The organism is Burkholderia sp. AU45251 (assembly GCF_030482905.1).
Classification (GTDB): Bacteria; Pseudomonadota; Gammaproteobacteria; order Burkholderiales; family Burkholderiaceae; genus Burkholderia; species Burkholderia aenigmatica.
Genome location: NZ_JAUJQH010000007.1, coordinates 29867 through 46546 on the forward strand (window position 1 = coordinate 29867; position 16680 = coordinate 46546).

Here is a 16680-nt window from a genome sequence, read left to right on the forward strand (position 1 = left end):
GGAATGGGAAGGAACACGGAACCGCTTCAAGCCTCGGGCAAGGCGTGTACGGCAGCCTGGTCGTCGGTTGCCGTCATGTGCGCGCGTTGCGCAGCTTGAGCGCAATGTCGAGCTTCGAGATCCAGCCGGCATCGTCCAGACGCGCGCCGAGCATGTTCTCGATGCGCTCCAGGCGGTAGTTGAGCGTGTTGGGGTGGATGCCCAGGACGCTCGCGGTCGCCTTGAGCCGCTGGCACTGCGCGAAGTAGGTCTGGAGCGTCTCGAGCAATTCCGGTTCGCTGGCCAGTCGTTCGATCAGGGACGTCAGGTAGGTCAGCGCACGTTGCGTGCCGCGGAGGCTTTCCTCGACGGCAATTTCGGCATACAGGCGGACGCGTGCGTCGTCGAGGTGGTGGCGGCCGAACCCGAGCGCCCGGCTTGCCTCGTTGGCGGACTGGGCCCAGCCCGATGCGCCTTCTCCCGGCAGGCCGACGCCGATCGCGGTGACTTCGGGCAGCGTATCCGCGATGGACGCGATCTGCTTCACCATCTGCGCGTCGCTCGTTCCTGCGGCGTCGCCTGGCCGGACGGGTATCCACATGAGCAAATACCCGCGAAACCAGATGGCGAAAATATCGTCGGCGGACAGTTTGAGGTGCCGGGCTGCCGCCGCGACGATGTGGTCGATCTCGCTTTTGAAGGTGATCGAATTGCTGTCGATCGACGCGATGTCGACGGCCAGGGCCACGCGCGGCACCGACACGTCGAGACGCAGCGCTGCCGCCGTCTTGTTGAATTCGTCGGTGTCGTCGGGGAAGTTGAAGATGATGCTGTGCAGCTGGTAGCGAAGTGAATCCCGCCAGCGCGCCTGCTTGTACTGCTCCTCCAGATAGGTCTGCGCCACTTCCTGCGACATGATGTCGAAGAATTCCATCAGATAGGGAGAAACGCGGAACAGGAGCTCGTCGCGCAGACCGCCGCTCTCATCGGCGAGCCCGATATAGAAGCACCACAATTCGCGCGACCCGAGTCGGAACGCGCGGAGCAGCGATTCCAGCGGAACGCCCTGATAGACGCGCCGGCGCCCGTATTCGCGGAAACCTTCGAGGGCGTCCTCCGACGGCATTCGGCCCGATACGAGGCTTTCGAGCCAGAGCGTCGACGACAGGGTGATCGAATGACGAATATCGAGCCGCGTGGTCGAATCGAGATCCGCGTAGGGCTTGACGATCATCAGGGCCTTGTACACGCGATCGACGAAGACGGCGTTGTTCTCGGCGACGCTGGCGGTCCACTGGCGCAGGGCCGGCGAGATCTCGGGGATGGCGGTGGTCATACGAATTCGCTCCTGACGAATGCCTTGCTTGATCGGACGATGCGCCGGGAAGTCTGAATGGTACGTCCGGGAGCAGTCGTGCTGCTGAACTGATTGAACAAAACTTGGCGGTACAAAGGATTGCCGCTTGCGTCGCCGCAGCTCGCGCCAATGGCCCCTTGCGGGACCCTGCGGCAACGCCGCGCAACGTCCGGTTCACGCTACTGTCGTAGCCGTGCCGGCACCGTTGCGCGACGCGCGCGGAAGATCATTCCATTCAGCGCTCGTCCAGGCAGCCCTTGACGTAGCTGGCCACGTCTTTCCAGTTCTGATCCACGATCAGCACATGACATTGCCCGTCGAACCGATGGAAATCCGCGACCGACGATGCGTCGCTGTATTTCTGGATGTTCTTGAGGTTGAGCGCGGCAGGGATGATGGGATCGTCTTCGCTGCCAATCATCAGCAGCGGCCCGTGCGGCTTCGTGAAATCAGGTCGGTCTTCCTGCCGATCTGCGAAAACACCTTGGCGCGCGTGTACTGCGTGATGTCGCCGGTCCCGGTAAAGATCCCGAACGCACCCGAGCCCTTCGCGTGCATGCGGCGTTCCGGGATGACTTCGCGATGGAGGTGCGCCAGTTTCTCCATGCGCCGCAGATCCTGCAGCGGCTTGGCGCCGCGAGGGCCGGCGGTCCGCACGTCCTGGTTGTCGGCAACGGGTGCGCCGGCGGCGGTGGTGAGTTTATTCATCGATGAACTCCTTCCGGGTGGATGAAGCCGAACGGCGCAAACGCTGTTCAACGGCCGGGTGTCGAGCGTCGCCGCTCCGGCGGAGCAACGTCGATTCGCTCTTTCATGCCGCGGCGGGATAACCTGATCGTCAGGAATGCGATACGTTGCGTTTGTTTCAGGAATTGGCTTCCCTTGCCTTGCCGCGCTCGGCCGGTGTCACGCCGAGTGCGCTCTGGACGGCCTCGAAGCGCGAGCCGACCTTGAGCTTCTCGAAGATGTTCTTCAGATGCCACTTGATGGTCTCGGGGGCGACGCACAGTGCCCGTCCGATTTCCTTGTTCGACATGCCGCGGGCAATGTGACTGAGGATCTCGATCTCACGCGTGCTGAGCAGGTTCCGGGCGTCGCGCGCGGCGCCGTCGTCGGCCGGGGTGCGACGCGGGTCGAACGCGGCGAGCAGCCGATCGACGAAGGCCGGTTGAATGCCGCCGCGCTCGGCCGTTTCGCGGTTCAATGTCGTCAGCAGGCGCAGCACCGGTTCGCCTTCATCGACGAAGCTGCCGATCATGCCGTTCGGCTGCGCATAGCGCAGCGCGTCCGTCAGCGCGGCCGACGCCGATTCATGCGCGTGTTCCTGCTGGAGCGCCACGGCGTACAACAGCGACATCCGCGCTTCCAGGTAAGTCATCCCGGCACGGGACAGCGTGGTCCTCAACTCGCGCAGCCGTTCGGCTGCGCAATCCGGCCGGCCTGTCGCGAGGTCGAGCCGTGCCTTGACCTCGCACCAGCTTGCCCACGTCTCGATGAAACTGCCCATCGGCGCCGGGATCTGCTCGGGCATCAGCGCGTCCAGTGCGTCGGCGGCTTCCCGGGCGCGATCGACCCAGCCCTGCTGCAGACACAGCCGGACGATCTCCGCGTCGCACGACGCGCGCATGCGCAGCCAATGTCGGGAGGCAGCGATTTCGCTTGCCTGTTGCAGGCACAGCAGCGCGGATGCGATGTCGTCGTTGCGCGCATGGAGCCGCGCCGCGGTGCGGCAGTAGCTCGACAGGGAGCCGAGCGGGCAGGCTTCCGCCGTGATGGCCGAGCGGTCGTTGATCAGTTGCCGTGCGCGGGACAAATCGTTCTGCTCGTAGCAGAGTGCCGCCAGGTAGCCCGCGGGAACCGCCGCCGCCGCCGAATGGCGGAACACGTTTGCCTCGGCATGCGCGATCGCCGATTCCAGCAGCGTGATCGCTTCCGGCAGGCGGCCGTTCACCAGCAGGTTCAGCCCGAACATGCACTCGCGGTAGACGTTGGCGTAGATGAAGTCGTGATCGTCGGCCGGGACGGCGGCCGCGCCTTGCCTGAGTCGCTCGACTTCGTCGAAGCGGCTGTCGTAGATCAGGCCGAAGATGTGCGCCGTTTCCCCGAGCCGCCTGACCCATGCAGAGGCAGGCAACGACGAGAGGACGACTTGGCGCCCCAGCTCGAGCGACCGGTAGCTGTCGTCGTCGAAGCCGGAAATGGCCGCATCCACGGCAATCATCTCGATCGGCAGCGCCGTGTCGGGTTCGCCTTCCGTCCGTGTGCGATCGTCATGATGGCGCGCAAAGTCGGATTGCGCGTGCCGCAGCACCTCGCCGGCCTCCGGCATGCGCATCAGGAACGCGAGCGCCCATGCATTCGCCAGTCGCAAGCGCAGCCGCGACTTCACCAGTTGACGCGGCAGCTTGCCGATCAGGCTCAGCAACGTGTTGACGTCGCTGCGATCCATCAAGGCCGTCGCACAGTTCTCGACCCAGATCGCGGCTTGCAGCGTGTCACCGGCGGCGAGCGCGTGACGCACGGCGTCCGGCCATCGCCGCGCGTGCGCGAACCACTGGCTGGCGCGCTGGTGAAGTCGCGGCAATTCGTCGGCCAGTTGCCGCGCGGCACGCCGCCGCAGCGCGTCGGACAGCAGCGCGTGATAGCGGAACCATTGGCGCTCGTCGTCGAGCGCGCGGATGAACAGGTTGTGACGCTCGAGCCAGTCGAGTTTTTCCCAACTGCGGGCGCCGGCGCCCATGACGGCGTCGCAGAGGCCGGGGCTCAGGTGATCGACGATCGATGTCCGCAGCAGAAACTGATACACGGGACGCGGCAGGTGCGACAGGACGGCGTCGTCGAGATACGCGTCGATGCCGAATCGATTGCCGGCGAGATCGCGCGCGACCTTGGTGGCATCTGCTTCTTCCTTCAGCGACAACGACGCGAGCTGCAAGCCCGTGATCCATCCTTCGGTCGCGTCGGTCAGCATCTCGACCGCGCCGCGGTCGAGCGGCGCGGTGCCGGTACGCGCGAAGAACGCCTGCGCATCGTCCGCGGAGAAGCGCAGGTCCGATTCGTCGATCCGCAGCAGCTGGCCGTGGGTCCGGAGCTGGGCAAGCGCCAGCCTCGGCTCACCGCGCGCGCCGAGCAGCACGTGGAAATTGGCCGGCGCGTAGCGCAACAGGCGCGACACCACCGCACATACCGGGGAAGACGTGAGCCGGTCGAAGTCGTCGAGGATCAGAAAGACCTGCTTGCCGCACGCGGCGATCTCGTTGAGCAGCACGGAGATCACGGTCTTGCCGGGTGTCATCGGATCGTTGCGCAGCAGCTTTTCGGCCTGCTGACCGATGCCGCCCGTGCCGTGATTCAACGCAGCCACGAGGTAGGCGCCGAGCTGGTCGGGATTGTCGTCGTCCTGGTCGAGGCTCAGCCACGCGACGAGCTGATGGCGGGTGCGGAGTACTTCGCACCATTCGGACAACGTCGTGGTCTTGCCGAACCCTGCCGGCGCGATCACGAGGGTGACCGCGTGCTCGGCCGCCGCGGCCAGTTTCTTCGACAGCGTCCGCCGCGCGACACGGAACCGGGGCGGGCGCGGCGGCGCCATTTTTGTCTGTATCAGCGAGAGATTCCAGAGAGGCTCATCGGATTCGGACGGCAAGTTCATGGGGGATAGTCCGGAATGCACCACATCATGTTAATGATAGTCGCCACCACTGCGATGAGGGTTTTCCCACGGTAGGGGGGAGTCGCATCGCGCCCCCCCCGTCGCCAGACTCCCGCCTCCCCTTTGGAGGGGGGCACATCCCCTCGGCCTGCTTTTAGTCTTGCATTCAGTCCACGTCGATCCGGCGCTGCGATACGGTCATCATTGTTTCGCATGACGTCGTGACAAACGTGCTTCGTCGAATCGAGCCCTACCGGAAGTATGTCAAGGAGTCCTTTGTGCCCACCGCATCGCCGATCGGTCAGACGTCATCGACCTGTACCTGCTTGCTGCCGATCACCTCTGCGGGCCCGACGCGGTTCGCCTCCTGACGTACGTGCGCCGTCGTGCGCGTCGCCGTCCGTCGCGCGATTGCGCCCGCCTTTCCCTCCATCAGCCGCGTGCGGCATCGGGCCGGATCGGCCTGCCGTGGCCGCTGCCGCAACGTTGGCCCGCACGGGTCGGCGTGGGCGGTGACGGCTCGATCGCCTTGGTAGCGAATGCCGAATGGCCCGCGGCGATTGCCTGCCGTTCGACATGCAATGCCGTCGATGACGGCCAGGTGCGTCGTCGATCGCATCGACGCATGTTTGGTTTCTGCCGGACGTGACGCGTCCGGATCGGGAAGACTCCGCGCGGCGCAAGAAGCGGCCGTGACGGACCTGTTGTGACGTGTAGCGAAAGCGCCGATCGGCATCCAGCCGTGACGCGACATTGAAAATAACGATCTTGGGTTGGAGGATAGACATGAAATCGACATGGCGTCAGGGAACGCTTGGCCTGGCCATTGCTGCGTCGCTGGGCGGGACGTCCGGCATGGCGCATGCGCAAAGCAGCGTCACGCTCTACGGCGTGCTCGATGCCGCCGTGCTCTACACGAACAAGTCGCTGAATCCGGCGACCGGCGCGAACGACGGCCACAAGTTCGCGATGGTCGACGGTGCGGCGTCGGCATCGCGATTCGGCTTGCGGGGCGTGGAGGATCTGGGCGGCGGGATGAAGGCCACGTTCGTCCTCGAGAGCGGCATCGACATCCCGAGCGGCGGGTTCGGCAATTCGAACGGCAACCTGTTCGGCCGTCAGGCCTGGATCGGCTTGAGCGGCGGCTTCGGGTCGGTCAAGGCCGGCCTGCAATACTCGCCGTTCGTGCTGTCGCTGATCGGCACCGATCCGCGCGACGTGGCCTATTTCGGCAGCGGCGCCGTCATCTATGTCGACAGCGTGCTGGTGACGGGGCTGTTCAACCAGAACGCGGTGTCCTACACGAGCCCGGACATCGCCGGCTTCCAGGGCAGCGCGATGTTCGGACTGGGCGGGAAGGCGGGCGATTTCCAGGCGGGGCGGCAGTATTCGGCGAGCCTCAAGTACCAGCGAGGCGGGTTCCTCGTCACGGCGGCGCTCTACAACGGCAACGCGGGCGGCACGGCGGGGACGCCGATTCCCAGCACGGTCCCGTTTACCGGCCGCACCATCGGCGCGGCATACAGTTTCGGCAGCCTGACCGTCAAGGGTTCTTACGCGCTCTACAAGGTGAGCGGCGGGTTCGACAGCCGCGTGTACGGCGCCGGCGCAAGCTACACCATCACGCCTGCCGTCGAAGCCGATGCGGGCGCATGGGTGACGAGCGACGGCAACGATACCGGCAACCACTCGGTGCTGACCGCGATCGGGCTGCGGTACTTCCTGTCGAAAGCGACGACGGTTTACGGGCAGGTCGGTGTGGTTCACAACCACGGCCTGATGAATACCGGGCTCGCGATCAACGGCGCGCTGCACGAGGGCGCCGGTACGACCGTCGGTACGGTGGTCGGCCTTCGTCATACGTTCTAGGCCGGCGCGCGCGCCGTCGGGGTGCCGAGGCCGCACCCCGGCGGCGTTTTCGCCAGGCTCGACCGGCGGCACGGCACAGGCCGACGCAGTTCGGCATTGGAGATTTTCACAGTGTCGTTGTGCGATTTCACGATTCTCCGGCCGCGCCCCGCCCACTAACATCGGAGATCGAGCCGCGCAGTGCCCGATCCCGGCCCGACCGGTGTTCCGCCATGCGGCGGAACCGGCGTCCGGCTGTCGCGGCAACCCGCCCGCGCGTTCTCGCGCCCTGTTCGTTCAATCCATGAATCCATTCGCCGGCATCCCGTCATGCCGTCCCTGCCCGTTGTCGTGAGTACCTTGCAGATGCGTTCGTCCATCGCCCTGACCATCGTTTCGATTGCGGCAAGCCTGTTGCTCGAAGGATGCGCGCCCGCGCCGTCGGTTGCCGTATTCGGCGCGGCTTTTCCGGATTGGCTGTTCTGCATCGTCGGCGGTGTGCTGGGCACCGTGGTTGTCCACGTCGTGCTGGGCACGTGCGGCAAGCGCGATCTGCTCGCGCCGGTGGGGATCGGCTACCCCGCCCTGGCCGCGGTGTTCGCGATGGCGTTCTGGCTGCTCTTCTTTCCTCACTGATCACGCGTACCGTTATGTCCGACGCTTCCGGCGCATCGCGCAAAAAGTCCATCGTTACCTGGCTCATCGTGGTGGCCGCGCTGGTGTTGCTCGGCGTCGTCCTGTGGCGTCTCGAGCATGCGCCGACGACCGACGACGCCTATGTCTATGCCGACACGATCAACGTCGTGCCGGAAGTGAACGGCAAGATCGTCGAGATGCCGGTACGCGACAACCAGCCGGTCAAGCGCGGCGACCTGCTGTTCCGGATCGATCCGCGGCCCTACCAGGACGCGCTGGATCAGGCACGTGCCCGGCGGGTCACGCTCGACCGGCAGATTGCGCTGACGCAGCGCTCGGTCAATGCGCAGCAGTACAACGCCGATTCCGTGAGGGCGGCGGTCGAGCGGTCGCGCGCGCAGGCCAACCAGGCGACGGATACGCTGCATCGCGTCGAGCCGCTGCTCGCGCACGGCTATACGTCGGCGGAAGATGTCGATCGGGCACGCACCGCGCAACGGGCGGCGCAGGCGGAACTGAACGCGGCGATGCTGCAGGCGCAGCAGGCGGCCGCGGCGGTGAGCGGCGTGGATGCGCTGGTGGCGCAGCGCGCGGAAGTCGACGCGCAGATCGCCCTCGCGGAGCTGAACCTCGAGTTCACCGAAGTGCGTGCACCGTTCGACGGCCGGGTGGCTGCGTTGCGCACGACGGTCGGCCAGTTCGCGTCCGCGCTCAAGCCGGTCTTCACGCTGATCGATACGCGTCACTGGTACGTGATCGCCAATTTCCGCGAGACCGACCTGAAAGACGTGCGCGCGGGCATGCCGGCCACCGTCTACCTGATGAGCGACACGGGCAAGCACTTCGACGGCACGATCGATTCGATCAGCTACGGGGTATTGCCTGACGACGGCGGCGTGGTGCTGGAGGGTTTGCCGCGCGTGGCGCGCAGCATCAACTGGGTACACGTCTCGCAGCGTTTCCCGGTGAAGATCGCGGTGCGGAACCCGGACCCGGAGACGTTCCGGATCGGCACCTCGGCGGTGGCCACGCTGCGGCCGGGTGCCGCCGTGCACGATGCGGCACGGTGAGCGTGACATGAGCGCCGGGCATCCCGCCGCGAGCCGCCTGCAGCGCTTCGCCCGCTTCATCGGCGGCGAAATCCGGCCATACCCGGGACGCCTGAACGTGACACTGCGCTGCGTGCTCGCCAGCGCGCTCGTCATCGTCGCGTCGATGGCGTTGCAGGTGCCGCTCCTGGCGCTGTCGCTGATCGTCGTGTTCTACGTGACGCAGGCGAACGTGGTGGTGACGCGGCTGATCGGCGTGCTGTTCGTGATCGGCTCGACCGTGGCGGTCGGCAGCGCGATCCTCGTGCTCAAGTTCACCTACGACTATCCGTTGCTGCGGATTCTGCTCGCGAGCGTGCTGTTCCTGTTCAGCGTCTACATGATGCGGGTGGCGAAGATCGGGGTCGTGTTCTTCATCGTCGCGATCGTCGTCATTTACGTTCAGACGTTCGTCGATCGAACCGACCAGGCCGAACTGCTGGTGCGTACCACGTTGTGGGTGTGGGTCGCGGTCAACTACGCGATCGCGGTGACGCTCGCGATCAATACGCTGTTCCTGCCCGCGGAACCGGTGCGCCAGCTCGAAGCGGCCATGCGCGGCCAGCTGACTGCGATCGATGCGGCGCTGGCACGGCTCGACCATCGCGCGTCGGCGGCTGGCGGGCCGGGCGCGCGTGAGATCCAGGCCGGTGCGCTGACGCTCCAGAAACTGCTGCGCTTTGCGACGATGCGGGATGCGTCGTATCGCGCAAATCAGGCGCTGCACCTCGCGAGGGTGGCGACGGTGTCCCGCCTGTACGCGGCGGCAAGCCATCTGCCGGACGCCGCAACCGGCACGGCCGCAGACGCGAAACGCGCACTGCGCGACGCATGCCGTGGTCTCGGCGACGCGATCGAAACGGGCGCGCGATTCGTCGCGCCGGCGTCGCTGGTCGACTTGCCGACGGACGGCTTGCCCGGCGCGCTGGCGGACATGCGCGACGCGTTGCTGGCGTTCGCGGATCGGTCCGCCGCCCCGCCGGCCACCCCATCCCCGGCCGAGAAGGCGCGCCTGCTGGTTCCGGACGCGTTGACCAATCCCACCTACGTGCAGTTCGCGTTGAAGACGCTGATGGCCGCGCTGCTCAGCTACGTCTTCTATGCCGCGACCGATTGGCCGGGCATTCACACGATGATGCTGAGCTGCCTGATCGTTGCGCTGCCGAGCCTTGGCGCCACGACCCAGCGCGCGGCGCTCCGGATCGGCGGCGCGGCGGTCGGCAGCGCACTGGCGCTCGCGATGGTCGTGTGGGTCGTGCCGCATCTCGACGATATCGTCGGCCTGTTGATGATGACGTTGCCGGTGGTTGCGCTGGGCGCGTGGGTGTCCGCCGGGTCGGAACGCATCAGCTACGCCGGCACGCAGATCGTGTTTACGTTCGCGCTGGCCTTGCTGGAGAAATTCGGCCCGACCACCGACCTCACCGAAATCCGCGACCGGATGATCGGGATCCTGCTCGGTGTCGTCGTGTCGACGGTCGTTCATGCGTACCTGTGGCCCGAGGCGGAAGGCGAAGCGCTACGCCAGCGCGCCGCGCGGCTGGTGCGCCGGATCGGCGAGCATCTCCGTGCGGAGACGGTGCAGCCGGTGCCCGTCGGTCTCTGGAGCGAGCTGGGCGACAGCGAGGCGATGTCGGCGCGCGTCGCGCTCGAGCCGGGGTGGCAGATGGCGGACGGCGAGCACGAAGGCCTGACCTTGCGCATGCAGGCGCTCCTGGCCCGGGTCCGGGAAATCCTGCTGGCGGTCGACGCGTTCGGCGCGGAGCGACGTGCGTCGTGGCCGACGCGCACCGCGACTGCGGCAACCGCCTTTCAGCACGAGCTGGCCGCGCTCCTCGACAACTATGCGGACGCGCTGGCCGCGCATCCGCTGACGGTGGGCGCGCCGCCGCGCGCGTCGCTCGAGGCGCTGGCCGAATGCTGCGCGGCGGATCTTGCGGCCCGGCCGACCGATGCCCTGCGGGCCGCGTATGACCGGCTGACGACCCGGGCCGACAGCCTGGCCGGCCAGATCTCGGGCCTGCCCGCATGGGCGCCGGAACCCGCCGGTCCAGTATTGACTTCTCGAGCTTCGCAAGCATGACTGATTCGTTGATTCGCCCTTTCCGTTCATCGTTGCGCCGTGTCTCCGTCGCGGTGTTGCTGTGCGGCCTGTCCGCCTGTGCGTTGATTCGTCATGACGTGAAGCCGGCGGCGACGCTCGACGCCGAACGCATCCGCGTGGCCGACGACATCCATCTGGCGAAGGACGGCTGGCCGTCGGCGCGCTGGTGGACGCGCTACGGCGATCCGCAACTGGACGCACTGGTCGGGCGTGCGCTGGCCGATTCGCCGACGATGGCGATCGCTCGGACGCGCGTGTCGCAGGCCAAGGCCGACGTCGACCTCGTGAAATCGGGCACCGGCCTGCAGGTGGGGGCACTGGCCTCGGTGGACCGCGAGCGCGTGTCGGGCAACGGCTTCCTGGGCGCCTATTCAGGCAATGAACCGCTCATTGGCGCAACCGGGCCGTGGTACACGGCAGGCATCGTCGGTCTCGGCGCGAGCCTCGATATCGATATCTGGGGCAAGGCGCGCGCGCAGGTGGAGGCTGCGCTGGGCGTGCACAACGCGCGGGTGGTCGAGACTTCGGCCGTCGAACTGGAGCTCTCCGCGGACGTGGTGCAGCTTTACTACGGTATCCAGACCACCTGTCGGCTCATCGAGCTGCTGGAGCAGTTGCAGGACGTCGCGACGTTTTCGCTGAATGCGCACGCCGCGCGGGCGGCGCGGGGGCTCGAGGCGCAGACGCAGACCGAGGTCGCCCGCGCGCAGCAGCTGGCGACGGCACGGCAGATCGTGGCCGCCCGGGGGCGCATCACGCAACAGCGCGAAGCCCTGCGCGCGCTGATCGGCGCGGGGCCGGACGATCTCGCGGAGATCCGGCCCGTGCCGTTGCCGGCGCCGCCGTCCGCGTTGCCTGCGACGCTGTCGTACGAACTGCTGGCGCGCCGCCCGGATCTGCAGGCGCTGCGCTGGTACGTCGAAGCGTCTTTCGACAAGATCGACGCAGCCAAGGCCGCGTTCTATCCGAGCTTCGACATCAAGGCGTTCTTCGGCGTCAATGCGTTGCATCTGGCCGACCTGTTCACGCATGCGAGCCAGCAGATCAACCTGGTGCCCGGCCTGACCCTGCCGATCTTCGACGGCGGGCGGCTCAACGCGAACCTCGGCAACGCCCGCACCGCGAGCAACCTGCTGATCCTGCAGTACAACCAGGCGGTGCTGAATGCCGTGCGCGACGTGGCCGCGAGCGGCAGCCGGCTGCAGGATCTCGACGCCGAGGCGGCCCTGCAAACCGGGAAGATCCGCGCGGTGACGTTCACCCAGGACAGCGCCGAGGCCCACTACCAGCGCGGGCTGGCGAGCCAGTTGACCGCGGTCGAGGCGAGACAGGCCGTCATTCAGGAACGGGTTGCGCTGCTCGACATCGATGGCCGGCGAATCGGCCAGGACATCGCGTTGACGAAGGCGCTCGGCGGCGGCTACCGGTCGGACGCGCCCGTCGTTCTGAACCCGCGGTAATGCAGCACGTGCCCGACCCGTTCGCACGCTCCGGCCTGGGTGACGCATCGCGCGAGGCAGACGGATTTCGCACGATGCTGGGCGCGCAGCTCGCGATCAAGCGCGTGCTGGACCAGACCATGCTGGCGGCGCTCGGTATCCGGTTCTCGCAAGGGCGTGCGCTGGTTCAGCTCGCCCGCGGCGGCGCGATGTCGTGCCAGCGGCTCGCGAGCGTGCTCGGCTGCGGCACCAGCCGCCTCACGCGTCTGGCGCAGGATCTCGAACGTCGCGCGCTGATCGTGCGATGCCGGGATGACCGGGATCGCCGGGCACTGGTGCTGACGCTCACGCCGGCAGGCAGGGCAATCGCGGAGCGTGTCCCCGCCGTCATCGCGGCAGCGGAGGCCGTCGCCCTGGGGCCGTTGACGGCGGAGGAGCGGATGTTCCTCTCACGGCTTCTCCAGCGGATACTTGGCGAGCGTGATGCGTGATGCGTGAAGCGTGAAGCGTGAAGCGTGAAGCGTGAAGCGTGATGCGTGATGCGTGATGCGTCATCGTCATCGTCATCGTCATCGTCATCGTCATCCCGCGATGGCGTGGAAGCGGCGCGTATCGTCGCTGTCGGAAGGCGCGTATGCGCGACATGCGCCCGATGGCATCCGATGGACGCCTGTTGCCGACCTGCATCGCTCCCCGACCGCGACCGCTTCTGTCCGCGACTGCTTCTATCGATCAGCCGCCAGTCGATCAGCCAATCTCTTCAACGAATCGAGTAGCGACGCGCGTCTTGGCGTTCGTCCAGGGCCATGCACACGCGGCCCCCGCAGTTTGCCGGCACCGATGCAGCACTGGCGCGGTGCAGGCGGGCATCATGAATGTTCCGGCGCGGAAGGGCAGCGCATGGCCGGCGAAGCCGTATCGACGTTTTTGACGATGCGCTGCGCGGCCGCCATCGCGCGTACCGTGCCGGCGATCTCGGTCGCAAGCTGACCGATCGCCTGACGGTGCCCGGTCACGAGCGCGTCGTAGCCCGCGCTCACCGGTACGGCCGCGTGGGTGTGGCAGGTCGTGACGCGCTGGCTGGAGAGCGAGCGTACGCTCCAGACGGCATCGAGCACGGCACGCTGGCCCGGCCACGATTCGAACCGCTGTACGTCCACGCTGACCCGGTATACCGGTACGCCGGGCGGGTAGGCCGAATGGGCGACGTCGATCGTATCGAGCTGATGCGTCAGCGCCGACGAAAGCGCACTGCGAATCTCGTCAGCCGGCGCCGACGCCCAGCGTTCCTGCTCGAGCACAGCGACTTGCCCGATGCTTTTCTGCACGACGAACTGATTCTTCGCAACCTGCTCGGGGACGCCGACGGCGGGCACCTGGATCAGGAACGCCGGATCGGCCGACGTGTCGGGCACAGTGGGCGTGGCGGCCGATCCGTCGGCGGCGAGCGTGTAGAAGCGCGCCGGCGGCGACGCGCAGCCGGCGAGCGTCGCGGCCACTGCAAGGGCCGCGCCGGCCCGTGCGAGAAGCTGGCCGAGGCGTGGCGTGCATGCGTTCATTGCTTGTCTCCAGGCTTGCCTTGCAGCAGTGATTCGGGGTGGCGTTCGAGATAGTCGGCGAGCATGTTCAGCGAACGCAGCGTTTGCGTCAGTTCCTTCAGCGCGCCGCGTACGTCCGATTGCAACGGGGAGTCCTGCTGCAGCGTGGCTTCGGCGGTCGTGAACGTCCGCTTCGCGGCCGACAGCGTATCGCGCGCTTCCGGCGCGACCTGCGTGTCGAGCTGCTGGAACAGCTTGTTGGCGTTCGCGAGCGTGCTGTTCAGGTTGGCGCCGATCTGGTCGAACGGGACCTTGTCGAGTTTCTTCGCGATGTCGGCGACTTGTACTTGCAGCTCGTCGAGCGTGTTCGGCACGGTCGGCAACTCGATCGTCTCCCGATTGACATCGAGTTTCACGGCCGAGGCGGTCGGGAAGAAGTCGAGCGCGACGTACAACTGGCTCGTCAGCAGGTTGCCCATGCGCAACTGGCCGCGCAGGCCGTGTTCGACGAGTCGCTGAAGAATTTCGCGGCGGGCGGGTTCGCCCTTGCTGCGGATCGTATCGCGGAAGCGCTTGCCGAGGCGCTCGGGGTAGAGGTTCATCGTCACCGGCATCGTGAAGCCCTTGGCTTTCGGATCGTAGTCGATGCCGATATTCGTGACCTCGCCGAGCACGATGCCGCGGAAGTCGACCGGCGCGCCGACGCTGAGCCCGCGCAGCGACTGGTTGAAGTTCATCACGACCGGCACGCGTTCGCCGTCCGGATCGCGCATCGCCTGCGTTTCGTCCGCGCCGAGTGCGAAGACCGTATCGTGCGTGGCAACGGCGCCGGCCGGCTGGTCGACCGGTGCCTGGAACGCGATACCGCCGAGAATCACGGTCGCGAGCGATTGCGTGTTGAGCTTGAGGCCGCTCGAATCGAGCCGCAGATCGACGCCGCTCGCCTGCCACCAGCGCGAGTTCGCATGGACATACTGGTCGTACGGCGCGTTGACGAACACGGTGAACGTGACGCCCGTGCCGAGCGGGTCGAGCGAGAAGCCGACGACTTGCCCGACCTGCACGCGCCGGTAGTAGACGGGCGAGCCGATATCGAGGGAGCCGAGCGAATCGCCGCGCAGCGTGTATTGCGTGCCGCGCTGGTCGCCGGTGACGGCGGGCGGCGTCTCGAGTCCGCTGAATGTGATGGCGTCGATTTTCGAGCGCCCGGCGTCGACGCCGATGTACGCGCCGGACAGCAGCGTGCCGAGGCCCGACACGCCGCTTGCGCCGACCCGCGGCCGCACGACCCAGAACCGCGAATCCTTCACGGCGAAGGTGTCGGCGTCCTTGGTGAGCTGGACGTCGACCAGCACGTGCGACAAGTCCTTGGCAAGCTTGATCGTCTTGACGGTGCCGATTTCGACGTCCTTGTATTTCACCCGCGTCTTGCCGGGTTCGAGGCCATCGGCGTTGCGAAAGCTGATCGTGATCTCGGGCCCGCGCTCGAGCGCCGACTTGACGACCAGCCCGATGCCGATCAGCGCGGCGACGAGCGGCACCAGCCAGACGAGCGACGGCAGCCATCCGGCGCGCGTCGCGATGACGGGATCGGGGACGGACGGGAACGGCTGGCCGTTCCCGGGGCGTTCCGCATTCGAATCGTGTTGCGGGCCTTGCGGACTAGTCATGGTGTTTCCCAGAAGTTTCGACTGGATCCCAGATCAGGCGGGGATCGAACTGCATCGACGCGAGCATCGTGAGGATCACGACCGAGCCGAACGCGAGCGCGCCGGGGCCGGCCGTGATCGTCGCCAGCGAGCGGAAATGGACGAGCGCGGCGGTGAGCGTCACGACGAAGATGTCGAGCATCGACCAGCGGCCGATCCGTTCGACCATCCGGTAGAGCCGGGTGCGCTGCATCGGTCGCCACGCGGAGCGGCGCTGTGCGGTGAAAGCGAGGATGAAGAGCACGCCGAGCTTGAGCATCGGCACGAGGATGCTCGCGACGAACACGACGACGGCGAGCGGCCATTCGCCCGACACCCAGAAATAGATGACGCCGCTCATGATCGTGTCGTCCTGCGAACCGACGATCGAGGTCGTGTGCATCATCGGCAGCAGGTTGGCCGGGATATAGAGGATCGCGGCGGCGATCAGCAGTGCCCACGTGCGCGCGAGGCCATTCGGGATGCGCGCGTGCAGCGCCGTGCCGCAGCGCGTGCAGCGGGCCGGGGTGGCATGCGGGTGCCCGGCGCCCGGCTGCGCGTGCCGCTGTACGCGGCCGCACGCGTGGCAGCCCGTCACACCCGCCCGGGTAGCGGTGACGATGTTCATCGTGCGGTCGCGCGACGTGCCGGACCGCCCGCCGCCCGCTCGCGCAGCGCATCGGCCACGTCCCACAGCGCGCGGGGATCGAACGCGGCGGCCACGGCAAGCAGCAGTGTGAGCGTCGCGAACGCGAATAGCGCCGCTTCGGGGACGACTTGCGCGAGGCTCACCATCTTCACGATCGTGACGAGAATGCCGAGCATGAACACCTCGATCATGCCCCACGGGCGGACGAGCTGGATCGCCCGCAACACGGTGTCGAAGGCCGGCGGGATCCGGCCGGCGCGAAGCGGGGCCAGCAGGTAGAGCAGCGCGGTCAGCTCGACCAGCGGAAACAGCAGGGCGGAACAGAACACCATGACCGCGACGATCCGCATGTCCTGGCGCCACAGCGCTCCGAGCGCACCGGTCAGCGTGGTCTGCACGTGCATGCCGCTGACGTTCATGTCGAGGATCGGGAAGCATTGGGCGATCGCGAACGCGATCAGTGCCGCGAGCGTGAGCGCGCAGAGCCGGTCGAGCTGCGCGGCATGGCCGCGGTAGAGCCGTTCGTTGCAGCGCGGGCAGCGCGCGGTTGCTTTGCCCGCGAGGCGCGGCTTGTTCAGCACGGCGTCGCAGGTATGGCAAACAATCAAGGCAGGTTGGGACACGTGACGTGATTCGTTTCGGTTCTATCGGTAAAGCGCGACGTCCCGATGGCGGCATGAACGGGCCGTATCGAGGCCGGCG

General features: G+C 67.0%; 14 protein-coding genes and 1 pseudogene. 6 read left to right on the forward strand and 9 right to left on the reverse strand.

Features of this window, described 5'->3' with window-relative positions; genetic code table 11:
* Positions 1-73: 73 nt before the first annotated feature.
* From QZM67_RS16470 to QZM67_RS16490, 5 genes and pseudogenes are all read right to left on the reverse strand, one after another.
* Complete coding sequence (locus tag QZM67_RS16470) at positions 74-1315, reverse strand: CdaR family transcriptional regulator (protein ID WP_301804881.1); 1242 nt, start codon at positions 1313-1315, stop codon at positions 74-76.
* A gap of 256 nt (positions 1316-1571) precedes the next feature.
* Complete coding sequence (locus QZM67_RS16475) at positions 1572-1757, reverse strand: hypothetical protein (RefSeq protein WP_301804882.1); 186 nt, start codon at positions 1755-1757, stop codon at positions 1572-1574.
* A 29-nt stretch (positions 1758-1786) separates the two neighbouring features.
* Positions 1787-2044, reverse strand: a pseudogene (locus QZM67_RS16480) (catalase); the annotation flags it as partial.
* Positions 2045-2201: 157 nt separating this feature from the next.
* Positions 2202-4928 carry a LuxR C-terminal-related transcriptional regulator gene (locus tag QZM67_RS16485; RefSeq protein ID WP_301804883.1) on the reverse strand — a complete coding sequence of 909 codons (2727 nt, stop codon included), beginning with the start codon at positions 4926-4928 and terminating at the stop codon, positions 2202-2204.
* Positions 4929-5289: 361 nt separating this feature from the next.
* Positions 5290-5607, reverse strand: coding sequence for a hypothetical protein (locus tag QZM67_RS16490; RefSeq protein ID WP_301804884.1), 318 nt, complete (start codon positions 5605-5607; stop codon positions 5290-5292).
* Positions 5608-5774: 167 nt separating this feature from the next.
* Here QZM67_RS16490 and QZM67_RS16495 point away from each other — a divergent pair, with 167 nt between their 5' ends.
* From QZM67_RS16495 to QZM67_RS16520, 6 genes are all read left to right on the forward strand, one after another.
* A complete protein-coding gene (locus QZM67_RS16495) occupies positions 5775-6857 on the forward strand; it encodes a porin (protein ID WP_301804885.1) in 1083 nt (360 codons plus the stop codon).
* A gap of 309 nt (positions 6858-7166) precedes the next feature.
* Positions 7167-7472 (forward strand): YtcA family lipoprotein, encoded by a 306-nt coding sequence (locus QZM67_RS16500; protein WP_301804886.1) that lies wholly within the window; start codon positions 7167-7169, stop codon positions 7470-7472.
* A gap of 14 nt (positions 7473-7486) precedes the next feature.
* Positions 7487-8542, forward strand: a complete 1056-nt coding sequence (gene mdtN / locus QZM67_RS16505; RefSeq protein WP_301804887.1) for a multidrug transporter subunit MdtN — start codon at positions 7487-7489, stop codon at positions 8540-8542.
* Positions 8543-8549: 7 nt separating this feature from the next.
* Positions 8550-10643: an FUSC family protein gene (locus tag QZM67_RS16510; RefSeq protein WP_301804888.1), complete on the forward strand. Its 2094-nt coding sequence runs from the start codon at positions 8550-8552 to the stop codon at positions 10641-10643.
* Positions 10640-12124, forward strand: a complete 1485-nt coding sequence (locus QZM67_RS16515; protein WP_301804889.1) for an MdtP family multidrug efflux transporter outer membrane subunit — start codon at positions 10640-10642, stop codon at positions 12122-12124. The genes QZM67_RS16510 and QZM67_RS16515 overlap by 4 nt, the downstream gene beginning before the upstream one ends.
* Entirely contained in the window at positions 12124-12594 is a 471-nt protein-coding gene (locus tag QZM67_RS16520; RefSeq protein WP_301804890.1) for a MarR family winged helix-turn-helix transcriptional regulator, read from the forward strand. The genes QZM67_RS16515 and QZM67_RS16520 overlap by 1 nt, the downstream gene beginning before the upstream one ends.
* 378 nt (positions 12595-12972) lie before the next feature.
* Here the strand turns inward: QZM67_RS16520 and QZM67_RS16525 are convergent, their stop codons facing one another.
* The 4 genes from QZM67_RS16525 to QZM67_RS16540 are packed head-to-tail and all read right to left on the reverse strand — an operon-like array spanning position 12973 to position 16601.
* The gene (locus tag QZM67_RS16525) at positions 12973-13662 is read right to left on the reverse strand and encodes a membrane integrity-associated transporter subunit PqiC (RefSeq protein ID WP_301804891.1); all 690 of its coding nucleotides are present in this window, start codon (positions 13660-13662) and stop codon (positions 12973-12975) included.
* Positions 13659-15311 (reverse strand): intermembrane transport protein PqiB, encoded by a 1653-nt coding sequence (locus tag QZM67_RS16530; RefSeq protein ID WP_301804892.1) that lies wholly within the window; start codon positions 15309-15311, stop codon positions 13659-13661. The genes QZM67_RS16525 and QZM67_RS16530 overlap by 4 nt, the downstream gene beginning before the upstream one ends.
* On the reverse strand, positions 15304-15957 hold the full coding sequence (locus QZM67_RS16535) for a paraquat-inducible protein A (RefSeq protein WP_175022624.1): 654 nt from the start codon (positions 15955-15957) through the stop codon (positions 15304-15306). The genes QZM67_RS16530 and QZM67_RS16535 overlap by 8 nt, the downstream gene beginning before the upstream one ends.
* Positions 15954-16601: a paraquat-inducible protein A gene (locus QZM67_RS16540; RefSeq protein WP_301804893.1), complete on the reverse strand. Its 648-nt coding sequence runs from the start codon at positions 16599-16601 to the stop codon at positions 15954-15956. The genes QZM67_RS16535 and QZM67_RS16540 overlap by 4 nt, the downstream gene beginning before the upstream one ends.
* Positions 16602-16680 lie beyond the last annotated feature (79 nt).